This is a genomic window from Pseudochelatococcus lubricantis (genome assembly GCF_011762225.1).
Taxonomy (GTDB): Bacteria; Pseudomonadota; Alphaproteobacteria; order Rhizobiales; family Beijerinckiaceae; genus Pseudochelatococcus; species Pseudochelatococcus lubricantis.
Window position 1 is genome coordinate 1 of sequence record NZ_JAASQI010000013.1, and the last position, 12663, is coordinate 12663.

General features: G+C 60.8%; 16 protein-coding genes and 1 tRNA gene. 3 read left to right on the plus strand and 14 right to left on the minus strand.

Annotation, left to right across the window (positions count from 1 at the left end):
• Nucleotides 1-18 precede the first annotated feature (18 nt).
• Nucleotides 19-95 (plus strand) — tRNA-Met (locus FHS82_RS19520).
• A gap of 353 nt (nt 96-448) precedes the next feature.
• Here FHS82_RS19520 and FHS82_RS21470 read toward each other — a convergent pair.
• The 14 genes from FHS82_RS21470 to FHS82_RS19580 form a co-directional block, all read right to left on the minus strand.
• Complete coding sequence (locus tag FHS82_RS21470; RefSeq protein ID WP_343042631.1) at nt 449-901, minus strand: recombinase zinc ribbon domain-containing protein; 453 nt, start codon at nt 899-901, stop codon at nt 449-451.
• Entirely contained in the window at nt 867-1388 is a 522-nt protein-coding gene (locus FHS82_RS21255) for a recombinase family protein (RefSeq protein ID WP_246225456.1), read from the minus strand. The genes FHS82_RS21470 and FHS82_RS21255 overlap by 35 nt, the downstream gene beginning before the upstream one ends.
• A 12-nt stretch (nt 1389-1400) precedes the next feature.
• Nucleotides 1401-1613 carry a hypothetical protein gene (locus tag FHS82_RS19530; RefSeq protein WP_166956039.1) on the minus strand — a complete coding sequence of 71 codons (213 nt, stop codon included), beginning with the start codon at nt 1611-1613 and terminating at the stop codon, nt 1401-1403.
• Between the two features lie 212 nt (nt 1614-1825).
• Nucleotides 1826-2146 (minus strand): DUF4817 domain-containing protein, encoded by a 321-nt coding sequence (locus FHS82_RS19535; protein WP_166956041.1) that lies wholly within the window; start codon nt 2144-2146, stop codon nt 1826-1828.
• A complete protein-coding gene (locus FHS82_RS21510) occupies nt 2143-2526 on the minus strand; it encodes a phage virion morphogenesis protein (RefSeq protein WP_166956196.1) in 384 nt (127 codons plus the stop codon). The genes FHS82_RS19535 and FHS82_RS21510 overlap by 4 nt, the downstream gene beginning before the upstream one ends.
• 122 nt (nt 2527-2648) lie before the next feature.
• Complete coding sequence (locus FHS82_RS19545) at nt 2649-3620, minus strand: phage protease (protein ID WP_166956043.1); 972 nt, start codon at nt 3618-3620, stop codon at nt 2649-2651.
• Between the two features lie 6 nt (nt 3621-3626).
• Nucleotides 3627-4121, minus strand: a complete 495-nt coding sequence (locus FHS82_RS20960) for a Mu-like prophage major head subunit gpT family protein (RefSeq protein ID WP_208394363.1) — start codon at nt 4119-4121, stop codon at nt 3627-3629.
• On the minus strand, nt 4012-4590 hold the full coding sequence (locus tag FHS82_RS20965; RefSeq protein ID WP_208394364.1) for a Mu-like prophage major head subunit gpT family protein: 579 nt from the start codon (nt 4588-4590) through the stop codon (nt 4012-4014). Before FHS82_RS20965 ends, FHS82_RS20960 begins: the two co-directional genes overlap by 110 nt.
• Before the next feature lie 80 nt (nt 4591-4670).
• On the minus strand, nt 4671-5114 hold the full coding sequence (locus FHS82_RS19555) for a helix-turn-helix domain-containing protein (protein ID WP_166956045.1): 444 nt from the start codon (nt 5112-5114) through the stop codon (nt 4671-4673).
• Between the two features lie 730 nt (nt 5115-5844).
• Nucleotides 5845-6207 (minus strand): regulatory protein GemA, encoded by a 363-nt coding sequence (locus tag FHS82_RS19560; RefSeq protein ID WP_166956047.1) that lies wholly within the window; start codon nt 6205-6207, stop codon nt 5845-5847.
• Complete coding sequence (locus FHS82_RS19565) at nt 6204-6689, minus strand: hypothetical protein (RefSeq protein WP_166956049.1); 486 nt, start codon at nt 6687-6689, stop codon at nt 6204-6206. Before FHS82_RS19565 ends, FHS82_RS19560 begins: the two co-directional genes overlap by 4 nt.
• A 48-nt stretch (nt 6690-6737) precedes the next feature.
• Entirely contained in the window at nt 6738-7568 is an 831-nt protein-coding gene (locus FHS82_RS19570; RefSeq protein WP_166956051.1) for an AAA family ATPase, read from the minus strand.
• Between the two features lie 415 nt (nt 7569-7983).
• Nucleotides 7984-9444 carry an aldehyde dehydrogenase family protein gene (locus FHS82_RS19575; protein WP_166956053.1) on the minus strand — a complete coding sequence of 487 codons (1461 nt, stop codon included), beginning with the start codon at nt 9442-9444 and terminating at the stop codon, nt 7984-7986.
• A 28-nt stretch (nt 9445-9472) separates the two neighbouring features.
• The gene (locus FHS82_RS19580; RefSeq protein WP_166956056.1) at nt 9473-10231 is read right to left on the minus strand and encodes a GntR family transcriptional regulator; all 759 of its coding nucleotides are present in this window, start codon (nt 10229-10231) and stop codon (nt 9473-9475) included.
• 174 nt (nt 10232-10405) lie between these two features.
• Between FHS82_RS19580 and FHS82_RS19585 the strand changes: the two genes are divergently transcribed.
• Nucleotides 10406-11410, plus strand: a complete 1005-nt coding sequence (locus FHS82_RS19585) for an Ldh family oxidoreductase (protein WP_166956059.1) — start codon at nt 10406-10408, stop codon at nt 11408-11410.
• Nucleotides 11411-11430: 20 nt separating this feature from the next.
• Entirely contained in the window at nt 11431-12636 is a 1206-nt protein-coding gene (locus FHS82_RS19590) for an iron-containing alcohol dehydrogenase (protein WP_166956062.1), read from the plus strand.
• Nucleotides 12637-12663: the final 27 nt, after the last annotated feature.

Here is a 12663-nt window from a genome sequence, read left to right on the forward strand (position 1 = left end):
CTCAAGCCCAGAAGTTAACGCGGGGTGGAGCAGCCCGGTAGCTCGTCAGGCTCATAACCTGAAGGCCGCAGGTTCAAATCCTGCCCCCGCAACCATCTTGACCTGCGATCCACCCCGCTCTCCGGCGGGGTTTTTCGTTTGCGCCGAAAGCGTAAGCCAGCCAGATCGCCCCGAACGTCGATCTCCGCCTTGCCGTCCACTGGCGTCAGCACAATGTCCTCGACCAGTGAGCGGATCACCTCGGCAGCCTCGGTCCGCCGCTCCTCGGAGTCGTCCTGCAGCGTCTCGTAGAGCTGCTGCACCCGCTGGCGATAGTGCTGTGCCATCGCCGGAGGCGGCTCGTCGGCCGTGGCCAGGAAGGACGTCAGTTCCACCTTGCGTGCCCGCAGCCTGTCGCCGCGTTCCTTGACGTCATCCACTGAGAGCGCGTCCTTCAGGTAGAGGTCCATCAGCTTCTGGACCTCCCGGTCGATCCGTCCGATCTCCGCCTCCGCCGCGTCGATATGCGCACGCGCCTCCATGCGCAGCCGATTGGTCTCCTGCGTATAGGCATCGCAGAAGGCGGAAAAATCTTCGGATCGAGCATCCGGTTGCGCAGCGCGTTCAGCACGCGCGATTCCAGTTCGTCGCGGCGGATGTTGACCCGGTTGTCACAGGTGCCCTTGTTGCGCGCCGTCGAACAGCCGATGAGGGTCGCCGAGATCATCGAATAGCCGCCGCCGCAGCAGGCGCACTTCGTCAGCCCGGAGAACAGATACTTTGGGCGGCGGCGGGTGTTGACCCGCGCGACGTCGGGCTGCCCCTTGGCATCAGGCGCGATCCGGTTGCGGGCCTGCCGTGTCTTCACCGCCTGCCACAGTGCGTCATCAAGGATGCGCAGTTCCGGGGCCTCCTGGATCACCCAGTCTTCTTCCGGGTTCGGGCGCGCCTGACGCTTGCCGGTATCCGGGTCCTTGATGAAGCGCTGGCGGTTCCAGACGATGCTGGCCGCGCCGGGTGTTGTCGGCCAGAGCCTTGAGGAACAGGGCATTCATCGTGCCCTTGAGGCCGACATGCAGATGCGTGACCTCGCCCTCGGACAGGGTGACGATCTTCACGTACTCATAGGACATGCGCTTGAAGATGCCCGCGATGTCCTCCTGATCGCGCGACAGTCGGTCCATCGCCTCGGACAGGATCAGGTCGAAGCGGCCGCGCGCGGCGTCCGAGATCAGCGCCTGAATGCCGGGCCGCAGCAGCGACGCGCCGGAGATGGCGTGATCGGTATATTCCTCGACCACGTGCCAGCCCTGTTTCTCGGCATGCAGCCGGCACAGGCGGATCTGATCCTCGATCGAGGCGTCACGCTGGTTGTCAGAGGAATAGCGGGCGTAAATCGCGACTTTCATCGGGCAGGCTCCTTACCGGGAGCCTCGCCCCCGCCTGTGCATCTGCGCCTCGAAGTTCTGACGTGCCATCTGCCGGCCGAGCAGCCGGGCGAGCTGGACGAGGCGAGGGTCCGGATCGCCGCGCGGCGTGAAGGTGAGTTCCGGCATGTCGACGAGCATCGCTTCGAGCAGTTCTTCCCGTTCGCTGCGTGATATCGTGGTCGATGGGCGGGCCTTTTGTGTCATGGGACGAAGGATTGACGCAGCGGACAACATAAACAACTGGAATCAAACGTAGAAAACCGGCGCTGAAAGGCAGCGCTACGCGCATCGAGGCGATGGATAGAAAATAACTAAACGGGAACGTACAGCGGTATTCTGGAATTTAAGCCGGTTTTATGCAGGAAGATGCACGCTTGTTCGGTTCTTCCCAATGGCCTGCCGGATCGTGTGGTCTGTCACGATCCGTGCGTGCGCATGGTATCAATAAACCGGTAAACGGAAGATCGCGAAGGGCAGGCATCGCCGAATTTTTCCTTGGCGAGCTGGAATGCCTCTGTCGTGGTCTTCGTAACGGCCGTGCCCAGCAGGAAATCCGCCAGTTCGGGGCTGCGAGCAATGGCGGATCGGGACAAGGCACGATAGGTCGAAATGCTCTTCCGGCTCCGGGTCTCTGCTGCCCTGGCCTTGAGCGCCTCGTATTCTTCCAGCGGAATCGTGACGACGCTGTCCGCGAACACGTATTTGCCGCACGATTCGCAACGATTCGTTTCGCTCACGGCAGAACCTTTCTTCGAACGAAATCAATTGTGGTTTCCATGATGTCTTGCCGGTTTTCATCCGAAAGCCCGAGATAGGGACGCGCCGGGATGGTGACGGATTTCGCGGACACCCAGCCGCCATCAGGCTTTCGGAACTTTAGCAGGTCAGCCCGCACCGGTCTGATCTCGCCGCCGAGCTGGTGGATGCGGGCATAGATCAGGCTCGACCCGACCGCGACCGTGCTGCCGGCCGGTTCGAACTCGATTGACCGCGAGAGGTTGCCCTCGCGGTAGAGCGTGGGCTTGCCTGCCTGGTTCGGCTTCCACGGCGTGCCATCGGGAGCGGTCTTTTCGTCCTCGATCCGGTCGCGCGTCTGCTTCCAGATCAGCTCTCCCAGTTAGTCGAGAAGATCGCGCTCGGACATACCTACGATGCGTGACAGCAAAACCGACGCGCTATCGAGCCCGTCGAGAGAAACCTTGATCCCGATGTCGGCCATGATGATCCCCTTGGCTACACCTACTCAGCGCGCGCCGCCTTCCGGTAATCCTCTTCGGACAACCTAACATTGCGGAGGATATCCGCCTCGGCCGAGCTGGGCGACGGTGCGCGTACTCCGAGCACGCTGTTCAGCTCAATCCCGGCCCGCTCAAGGTCGGGATCGACTCCGGACTTCACGATGACAGGCAGCTTCCCGATGATCGCCGCCGCCCGGTCGTAGGAGTTCAGGGCAAGGTCGAGATAGTCGGCGCGGACGGCCGGCGTTACCTTGCCGGCGCGCACCGCGTGGTCGATCAGCGCTTCGGCGCGCGCTTCATGCTGCTGGCGGCGGGCGCGCTCCAGATCGGCATTGGCGCTGTTCAGTTCCGCGACAACCGCGTGATAATGACCGGCCAACACCACGCCGCGGCCAGCTGCATTGAGGCCGGTCGCAGCCTGTTTCAGCGCGTTGATGGCTGCGAGAACATCGTTGATATCCGCCGTATCAGGCAGGTCGAGCACGAACGCGATATTCTTCAGCATGTCGGTTTCCTGCTGTTGAGCATTGAGGGCTGTCAGGTGAAAGTTGGGGCTGTGGACGAGGCCGGCGCCTGCCAGCGCGGTGACTTCCCCCGTCTTTTGGTCAAAGCCGATAGCCGGCGACAGAAAGCGATATTCCCGGCTGGCGATCATCTCCGCAGCGCGCGGCGTCCATGAGACGATGCCCCAGACGCCCTTGTCATCGACCTCAAGCCGCTCGATCCAGCCGGCCGCCGGTTTCGGCCCGGATTTTCCGGGCGTCATCGAATCGTGCTGATAGTCGATGGGCAGAGACCCGTTGTTGGCCTCGAACGCCTCGACAATGGCCTGCGGATCGGAGAGCTGCCATTGCCGCCCGTCGCGCCCCCTGATCTTCGGGCCGGGCGGCAACAGGTGAACGCGCTTCGGAGCCTTGCCCTCGTCGTTGAGGGCAAGAGCTTGGCGAAGGTCGATATGCTCGGAAACCGTCATGGTATCTTACCCCTGTTGGCCCGATTCCGGGGGTTCCGTTTGCTGACCTTCCTCCGGGTCCGGCGTTTCAGCCCCGTGCAATCGCGCGGCGATGATCAGCTCGGCCCAGCCCTTCCAGATATTGGAACTGCCCTCGATCGTGTCGGCGAAAATGAGGCGGCGGGCGGCTTCTTCGAGGTCGTAAGGTACGACGAGAACGTCCGGCCGGATGCCGAGCAAGCCGCCTTCGTTACCCTTGAGCTTCGTCATGGCCTTGCGTGCGGCAGCATAGTTCGTCGGATTCAACTCGGCCTTCGAGCCAAAGGCGAGCTGCCAGAAACCGAAGCCGACATTATGGCGGGCGCGGACGCCATAAACGTAGTCATCCTTCCAGAACACCGGCTCGTCACCGTCATTGGTGAGAGACGTGAACGATGGGCCAATGCGCTCCTGCCAGATCAGCGGGCGGATGGCGCGTGTGGTGTCCAGGAGGAACCATGCAGCGCCGCTGCCCGCTTGCATGTTCGATGTCGCCGTGAACCTTGCTGGTGCCCGGAACTGCCGTCACCGGGTGCGCCTCGGAGAAGAACGGCTTGCCGTAATAGCCGCGCTCGGTGAAGCCGGAGGCCAGCAGGTGGAACAGCAGCTCATCGGGGTGCTCCTTGGCGGCACGGCCCATTTCCGAGGCCATGGGCGCGTGGATGCCGTACTGGTCGTCCTCGATAGAGGTGCGGGGAATCGTGATGGTGCTTTCGAACAGCTTGTTCTTGATGCTGTAACCGTGCGCCACAAGATTGTTGATGACGCGCGAGCCGATCCATTCCCGCAGGCGCGGGAACTGGCCGAGCCATGCATAGAGTTCTTCTGCGGTTCCGCTGGATGTCTTCGTGGCGATCCTGTCGCTGAAGGCTTCCGTGCCGTCGAATGCCTTCTGAAATAACGCTTTGAAGGACGTTTCAAGGGTTCGTAAGTTCGTCTTGTCGACACGCATGGTCTTTTACCTTCGAGGTGAGAGTGGTGCCCGGCCAGCGCGCCGAGGGGCGGCGACGGGCGAATTCCTATGATCAGGCGTCATTTGCGACATCCTCGGCTCGGCGCTTCGGGGCGACGGAAACCTTCCTTACGCATTCGCGCCCAGTGGCGAATGATCGTTGATCGATCAACGCCAAGCGCCAGTGCCGCGCTATCGATGGTTGCAGTCGAAAAGAACGCGCGCCTCAGACGGCGCTTGAGGTGTGCGCGCGAACTCTCCGGCCCACGGGGAACATGAAATCTGTCTCCCAACTGTGCGGAGACGAGATGGTCGGTTATCTTCCGGGCAGCATCGAAGCCAACGGCATCGACCAGCCAATGATCAGCGTGCAGGGCGGCGGACGACGGAAAGAACGCCAGCGATCCGCCCTTGATCCTAGCGATGATCAAGGCGGCCTCGATGCCCGCTACTTCGGCGATCTCTCCGAGGACGCCCGGAAATTCATCAGCTTCCGGCAGCTCGTGCGCTTCCTCATCAACCATTCATCACCCGGTCGGATGCCCCGGCGCGATGATGACTCCGCGCCGGGGACTTGCGTTCTGCCGGAGCGGCAGTGAGCAGGGTAATAGAAGCACAAGAGATGCAAATGCAGCGCAGATGCACATGCATCTCAAGGTCGAGATGTTGCGAAACGTCGGGGATGGGTGAAAATCGGTTCGCGCCCGGGGAATTGCACCCATCGCGAGATGCGCCGGAGACCTGGCCGGGACTTCTGTCTTCACGCCGTGTGGGGGATGACGGCCCACCGGGCGCAACTTTATCATCCGGACCGGCTGCGCGTCAATATGCTGGATACGAGCGGCAGCATATGGACGACGGCTAGAACCCGCGCGGCAAATGAGAGAAGAGGTGGTAACGTCCCCGGTGGGCCGTCACCCCCACGTGGCGCGAGGATGCCTTGAGGACATCCCGACCAGATCTCCGGAGCATTCAAGATGCTTGTGCCTCGGGGACGCGGTGGGATAGTAGGCTGCAATCTCGAAGTTGGCAAGCGCCGGGCGATATCGAAAAAGAAGCCCGCACGAGCCTGTTAATGCCTTCGCTGGTAATGGGATAGCTGGAAGGCCGTGAACACCCGCCCACGGCCTTCAATGCACCTTCAAATTTGATCCTGTCAGCAGGTGGTGGTCGTCTTTTCCGCCGGGGGCGATTTTCGCGGCCGGCGGGTCATCGCTCGCAGCCCGTTGATAGCCTTTCCGGCGACTTCCGGGGTCAGGAAGCGCAGCGATGAAATCCCGTAGTGTGCTCAAGCCAGTGGTTCATGGCAGCTTCATCGCCGCTGCCCGACCATTTGCGCCACAGATCGCGGATCATATCGACCTGCGCCGGTGTCGCCATGCCGGGCCGGTTGCCGAAGGTCCGCTTCATCCTGTCGGACCGAAAGCCCCATGCATTGAAATACCGCATGACGCCTTCGAAGCCTTCCGGTGACAGCTCCTTAGAACTGGTGACGTTACCGAATTCCATCAGGATGGCGCGATAGGTGTTGTCGTCAAAGCCGAGTTGCTTCTTGGCGACGTGCAGGACGGCGACCTGTTTCGGGGAAATGCCCGGAGAAGTCGAGCGATGATTCATTGTTCTTCTCCCGCCTTAAGGCGCCACAAAGTGGCGTGGTCGATAGAAATAAACTCTTCCAATACTTTCTTAACTACGCTCGAGGCGACTCCGGCATGCTTTGCTATGATATCGACAGCAACAAGCCTATCCATTGTCTTCGCAGCCGAGTAAAACCACACATCGCCTGTAATTTTTTGGCGCTGTTCATCAGACACGTCCAACGCATCAATGCCGGCTGCAACGGCGAGCACCCGGCGCGCAGTATCCTCTCCGACACCTGCCCATTCCGCCACAACGCCGATATCGCGTATTTGGAGCTTGTCTCGCCGTAATGCTACTATCTGTTCCCGCAAGCGAGATTCGATAATGCTAAGTTCTTCGCACTGAGTTTCAAGAAGTAAGTTTATACCAAACCCATCACGACTGAAATCATCTCCTGTCCTGGTCGCGTACTCAACTAGTGTATTGAATGCTGAAATCGCCCTCGTTGTGAAACTCAATGCGTCTAGAACCTCATTGATTCTTTCTGCTCTTCCTTCTCTGTTGCTCTACATTTCAAAACATCGTGAGTCATCGTTGCCAGTGTGGTTGGGGGTTGAAGGTGTTGGAACGCTACACTTGTAGGCGGAGGGCCGTGGCGGTAGTGCCGGGCGCGGCCGTCCGGGAAAAAGGGGGGGGTACTTGCTGTCAGGTTTCAGCATGTCGCGCGCGGAAGTTATGCCATAAATGGCGGTCACCGCTTGTTGGAGATGAGCCAGTCGTACGCTGGCCGTGCCGGCCGCAAGGCTTTCAGCCCGCGTCAGCAAACGCACAAGCCGCCGGACATTCGTGCGTAGACCAAAGTTGATAACAGCAGCGCGCGCGGCGGCTTCCTCGACGCCGAAGGCGCATCCAATGATCTCGCAATCTTGTTCATCGAGTGGCGGAAGATTAACTTCTTCGCCGAGCCGGTCTGCAACTTGCTCCCATGCACCCTTGTCCATTCTCCTGGTCGCCAGTCGCTCACCGTTGCCTGCCATTACAAACGCAAGATTGCATTCCTCCTGAATGCTGAGAAGTTCACGCTGTGCCGTGGCTTCCAATGTCTGAGCTTCATCGACTGCCATAAGTATCCGTTTGCCACCTGACAGGCGGCCTTTCAGATCTAGCGTAAAAATAAGCTTATCCCGTAAATCCCGTGTCGTTCTGCAATCGTGATATATGTCAAAAGTAGTCAACAGCATGAAATACATATCGCGCGCTGACTTGCTAGTTTGCCCGACTTGGCAATGATAGCCATCATAGTGGCGAATGAGATATTTTAGCCCCGTTGTTTTTCCATATCCGGGCGGTGAAACGATGTGTACCGGTTCCCCGAAGTCGAGTGAGAGAGCGATCATTTCGCGAATGCGTCGGACACGCCTCATTCCCGAGGCAAGAAGGGCGGGGGTGCACCTTCCGGACATCCCCACGCGACGGCGCGGTGACGTGGAACCTTGCGGTTGTGCGCTGTAGGGGCAGTGCTCGTCCCGATCGGGCACCGCGTCATAAATCGGGCGTACCCGCGCGCAGGTCTCCTCGGTGCTTAGTAAGGCTGAGCTGCACCCGTTCCTATGCCATCACGAAGACGGCTCGGCGGGGAACATCGGTCTCCACCTGCAAAGGCATCGTTCCGGCAGGCGCGATGCTGTACCAGAATGCGAGGATGGCGGGACCGTATCCCAATGAGATAAATTCATTGAGATACGGTCAAACCCGTGCGGCGCTTGAGCAGAGCCCACACGCGATTGGTAGGAGACCGGGAGTATGTTGGTATCAACCGTGCGAGGCGGCGACGGTCTTGATGCGGGTGAAGCCGTTTAAAGCTTCGAAGCCCTTTTCGCGGCCATGACCCGATTTTCCAACACCCCCGAACGGCAACTCTATGCCGCCGCCCGCGCCGTAATTGTTGATGAAGACCTGACCGACTTCCAGTTTGCGAGCCAGACGCATCTGGCGCCCGCCATCTCGCGTCCAAACGCCCGCAACAAGGCCGTAAGCGGTACCATTCGCTATCTTCAGCGCTTCTGCCTCGTCCTCGAAGGGGATCAGTACTTGTACAGGGCCGAAGATCTCTTCCTGCGCAAGCTTATGATCGGGAGGAACGTCGGCAAACAAGACGGGAGGCACGAAGTTTCCGGCTTTAGCGGCATCCTCCCTGATCTTTCCCTCGGCGGCAACTGTCAGTTCTTTTCGGCCAATGGCGATGTACGAGCTGACAATTTCTTTCTGCTTGCGCGAAACCAGCGGTCCAAGAGCGTGGCTTCCCACGGCGGGACCGGCCTCCAGCCCGCGATATATCTCGGACATTCTCCGCTTGACTTCCTCGTAGATGCCACGCTGAACCAGAACCCGCGATGCGGCCGAGCACGTCTGACCGGCGTTCTGCATGCAGGCGCCGACGAGCGTCGGCATGGCTTTCTCAAGGTCGCAGTCGTCGAATACGATGTGGGGGGACTTGCCGCCCAGTTCCAGCGTCACGGGAATCACGTTCCGGGCCGCCGCCGTCTGGATGCGCTCTCCCGTGCCGACCGACCCTGTGAACGATACATGATGCACTCCGGGGTGGCCCGAGAGCGCGGCCCCTACATCCGCTCCCAGACCGGTCACGACGTTGAGCGCCCCGGCCGGGAGGCCGGCCTCCGCCGCGATTGCCGCGAATGCGAGAGACGACAGGGATGCGTCCTCGGCAGGCTTCAGCACGCAGGCGTTCCCGGCCGCCAGCGCCGCGCCTACGGCGCGGCCGAGGATCTGCATGGGATAATTCCACGGAATGATGATCCCGCAGACGCCGTGCGGCTCCCGCAACGTGTATACGGTGAACCCGTCATGATAGGGGATCGTCGTGCCCAGCAGCTTGTCAGCCGCACCGCCATAGAATTCCAGATAACGGGCCAGGGCAATCGAATCATTGCGCGATTGGTGTAGCGGCTTGCCGACATCGAGCGCTTCTATCATCGCCAGCTCGTCCGCCCGCTCCAGGACAAGCGCGGACATCTTCATCAGAATGCGGCCGCGTTCGGTGGCCGTCAGCTTTCCCCACGGGCCTTCCAGGGCTGCATGGGCGGCCCCGACCGCGGCGTCGACATCGTCTGCCGTGCCATGCCCGATCACACCGATCACGTCGCCGGTGGAAGGGTTCTCGACATCGATAGTGCGGGCTCCATCCGGTTTGCGCCAGGCGCCATTGATGAAGATATGGCTCGGATCGAACCACAGAACATCTTGTAACTTCATGAGCATTTCTCCCAGGATGCCGCTTCGCTCATTGCGCCTGAAAAGGAGTTGTCGAGCGGTTCGTGCGTGTTTGTTGATCAAGGATCTTGTAGAATGGCTCCATTCGTTCGCGAGACGAAGTGATGTGCGCCGCCATCGCGGCGCGCGCGGCGTCGGCGTCGCCTTGCTCGATGGCCTGCATAAGCTGAAGGTGTTCCTTGACCGCTTCAACAGCGACTGCGGAGTGATAGCGAAGACGGAACAAGTTCATGTGAGCGTAGAGACGTTCAAGCGTCTCCATGATAACCTCGTTTTCGGACAGGCGCGCGATCAGCGCATGGAATTCGCCGTCCAGAAGGGCGAAGCGGCCATAATTGGCCTGTGTATCGCCCTCGACCAGCTTGGACATGTTCTCGCTGAGTTCCCGAAGCCTCGCGTGGCCTTCCGCCGTCATTCGCTTCGTAGCCAGATAAGCCGCCTCGGGCTCGATCAGGAAACGGACGAGATACACGTCGCGATAGCGTGAGCTCGAAGGCAATGGAGCCGCGCTGTAGCCCGAGTTGAATTTCTTGACCACCAGCCCTTCCGATTCGAGGCGAATGAGAGCGGAGCGGACCGGCGTCTGCGAGACGCCGAATTGCCGCGCCAAAGCGTCAACCGACATGCGTTCCCCTGGCGGGATTCGGAGTGCGATAAGGTCTGAAACGAGCTGCTCGTAGACGTCGTCGCCAATGGAATGGCGCTGCGCCAGGTTGAGGGCGAGCCTTTCTTCCCGCGGCTCCTGTGGCGAGGTGTCCTGTCGCTGCATCGGCTTTCCCGTCCCCTTTTGGAGTTGCGGAAGTGAATTTGATCGTGTATCGAATCCGATATCGTATCGAATCCGCGATGTAAAGATCCCGTTTCGCCAGCCACGAGCTTCAGGGGTGGATCGGGATCAGGGGCGGCCCCCCACCTGTTCCCTTCGAACGAGCGAAGAGCCGAGATGCCCAGTGTTGAAGAGATAAGATCCGCCGCATTGCGCGCACTAAAGGCAGTGGGTGTGTCGGATCGGCACGCCGAGACGCAAGTTTCGCTTCTCCTAGAGGCCGAGTTGCGAGGAACCGCGTCGCACGGCCTTCTCAGGTTGCCGAGGGTGATCGATCGCATCCTGAGCGGGGCGAGCAATCCGGCGAGCGAGGGCATTCAATCGTGGCGCGGGAATGCGCTATTGGACGTCGACGGAGATCATGGTCTCGGTCCGGTGGTCGCGATGGCCGCGCTGGATGCAATTTGCGGTCGGGCCGCTGAAACCGGGGTTTCCGCCGCGGCCATTCGGAACTGCGATCATCTGGGAATGCTCGCCTGGTACGCGGAGCGCGTGGCCAGCCACGGGCAAATTCTCATCGCCCTGACGATCAGTGAGGCGCTCGTTCACCCCTGGGGCGGCCGCCGGGCGATGCTAGGTACCAATCCGATCGCCATCGGCGTGCCGGCCGAGCCGCATCCTTTCGTGTTCGATATGGCCACCAGCCTCGTTTCCATGGGCAAGATCCACGACCATGCGAACCGGGGCATTCCTATTCCGTCCGGCTGGGCTCTCGATCAAGACGGGAATCCGACGACAGACGCCGTGGCGGCCAAGGATGGCGCGATCGCGCCTTTCGGCGGCGCGAAGGGCTACGCGCTCGGTCTGGCTTTCGAACTCCTGGTTGCCAGTCTGACGGGTTCCGCAATCGGAACTGAGGTCAGGGGAACGCTCGACGCGCGCTATCCTTGCAATAAAGGCGATGTTTTCATCGTGCTCGAACCGGCGGGCGGCATGGCGGCAGTCGTCACCCGCTTCATGGAGGAAATTCGCGGTTCCGAGCCTTCCGTCGCGGATGCGCCGGTCCGCATACCCGGCGATCGGGCGGCGCGAACCCGCGCGCAGCGGAGCAGTCAGGACGTTCCCTTGGCTGATGAAGTCTGGAAGCAGATCCAAGCACTGGCGGAATGGCGGCCGGCATGACACGGACAGGGGGATTTTCGATGCGGCTTGATTATGGTGTCACGCGAGCGCCGGCTCGTCTTTTCTTCGGCCCCGGCCAGCGTCAGGCAATTGGGCGCGCAGCCAGGGATCTGGGCCGTAAGGTGCTGATCTGCACTGACGAGCGCCTGGCCCGGCTCCCGATTCTGCAAGAGATTCTTGAGGACATAACGGTTCACAACGGGCTTGAGGCAACCGTTTTCGATGCGACCGAGCCGGAATTGCCCCTCGCCGGCATACTGGATTGCGTCGCTGAATACCGCTCCTTTGATCCGGACGTGATCGTCGGTCTTGGCGGCGGAAGTTGTCTGGACCTGGCCAAGCTGGTAAGCCTGCTGCTGTCCTACGAGGGGCCGCTTTCACAATACTACGGCGAGTTCAAGGTCCCGGGCCCTGTCCGGCCGCTGATTGCGGTGCCAACCACATCGGGAACGGGTTCCGAAGTCACGCCGGTCGCGGTCCTGGCAGATCCCGAGCGAACGATGAAAGTCGGCATTTCAAGTCCGGCGCTCATTCCCCATACCGCCATTTGCGATCCGGAGTTGACCGTCACCTGCCCGCCGGGTCTCACGGCGATTTCAGGCGCGGACGCCCTTGCGCACGCTGTCGAGGCATTCGCCGCCGTATCGCGGCCACCGGACCCCCGCATGGCCATGGAGCGCGTCTTCGTCGGCAAGAATACATTGAGCGATCACTATGCGTTGTTGGCCATCAAGCTGATCTTCGAAAGCCTGCGGAGGGCGGTGGCCGATGGCGGAGACATCGAGGCGCGTTCCGCCGTGATGCTGGGGGCGACCTATGCCGGTCTGGCCTTCGGAAGCGGCGGCACGGCGATTGCCCACGCCATACAATATCCCGTGGGCGCCCAGACCCACACGGCTCATGGGCTGGGTGTGGGTATCCTGCTGCCCTACACGATGGACTTTAACATGCAAGCCGCCTCGGCATCCTATGCGGAGGTCGGCAGGGTTATTGGCGCGGCAAGCGCGGATCAACCCGATGAAGAGGCCGGGCGGGCTGCGATCGCGGCGGTGCGTAAGCTCTTTGGCGATATCGGTATACCTGCGAGCCTGCGGAACATCGCTCTCACCGAGGATGATCTCGATTCCTTGTCGGTGCTTTCGATGAATGCCGCGCGCCTGGTCGAGAATAATCCGGCGGCAGTCGATCCTGAGAGCATCAAACAAATCTTGATGCGCGCCTTGTAAGGCGCGTGAACAACTATAACGGGAACA

Excerpts from the sequence above, each read along its gene's own strand:
- FHS82_RS21255 (WP_246225456.1), bottom strand. The coding sequence starts at position 1,388 with ATGAAAGTCGCGATTTACGCCCGCTATTCCTCTGACAACCAGCGTGAC.
- FHS82_RS19530 (WP_166956039.1), bottom strand. The coding sequence starts at position 1,613 with ATGACACAAAAGGCCCGCCCATCGACCACGATATCACGCAGCGAACGG.
- FHS82_RS19545 (WP_166956043.1), bottom strand. The coding sequence starts at position 3,620 with ATGACGGTTTCCGAGCATATCGACCTTCGCCAAGCTCTTGCCCTCAAC.
- FHS82_RS20960 (WP_208394363.1), bottom strand. The coding sequence starts at position 4,121 with ATGCAAGCGGGCAGCGGCGCTGCATGGTTCCTCCTGGACACCACACGC.
- FHS82_RS20965 (WP_208394364.1), bottom strand. The coding sequence starts at position 4,590 with ATGCGTGTCGACAAGACGAACTTACGAACCCTTGAAACGTCCTTCAAA.
- FHS82_RS19555 (WP_166956045.1), bottom strand. The coding sequence starts at position 5,114 with ATGGTTGATGAGGAAGCGCACGAGCTGCCGGAAGCTGATGAATTTCCG.
- FHS82_RS19560 (WP_166956047.1), bottom strand. The coding sequence starts at position 6,207 with ATGAATCATCGCTCGACTTCTCCGGGCATTTCCCCGAAACAGGTCGCC.
- FHS82_RS19570 (WP_166956051.1), bottom strand. The coding sequence starts at position 7,568 with ATGATCGCTCTCTCACTCGACTTCGGGGAACCGGTACACATCGTTTCA.
- FHS82_RS19575 (WP_166956053.1), bottom strand. The coding sequence starts at position 9,444 with ATGAAGTTACAAGATGTTCTGTGGTTCGATCCGAGCCATATCTTCATC.
- FHS82_RS19580 (WP_166956056.1), bottom strand. The coding sequence starts at position 10,231 with ATGCAGCGACAGGACACCTCGCCACAGGAGCCGCGGGAAGAAAGGCTC.
- FHS82_RS19585 (WP_166956059.1), top strand. The coding sequence starts at position 10,406 with ATGCCCAGTGTTGAAGAGATAAGATCCGCCGCATTGCGCGCACTAAAG.
- FHS82_RS19590 (WP_166956062.1), top strand. The coding sequence starts at position 11,431 with ATGCGGCTTGATTATGGTGTCACGCGAGCGCCGGCTCGTCTTTTCTTC.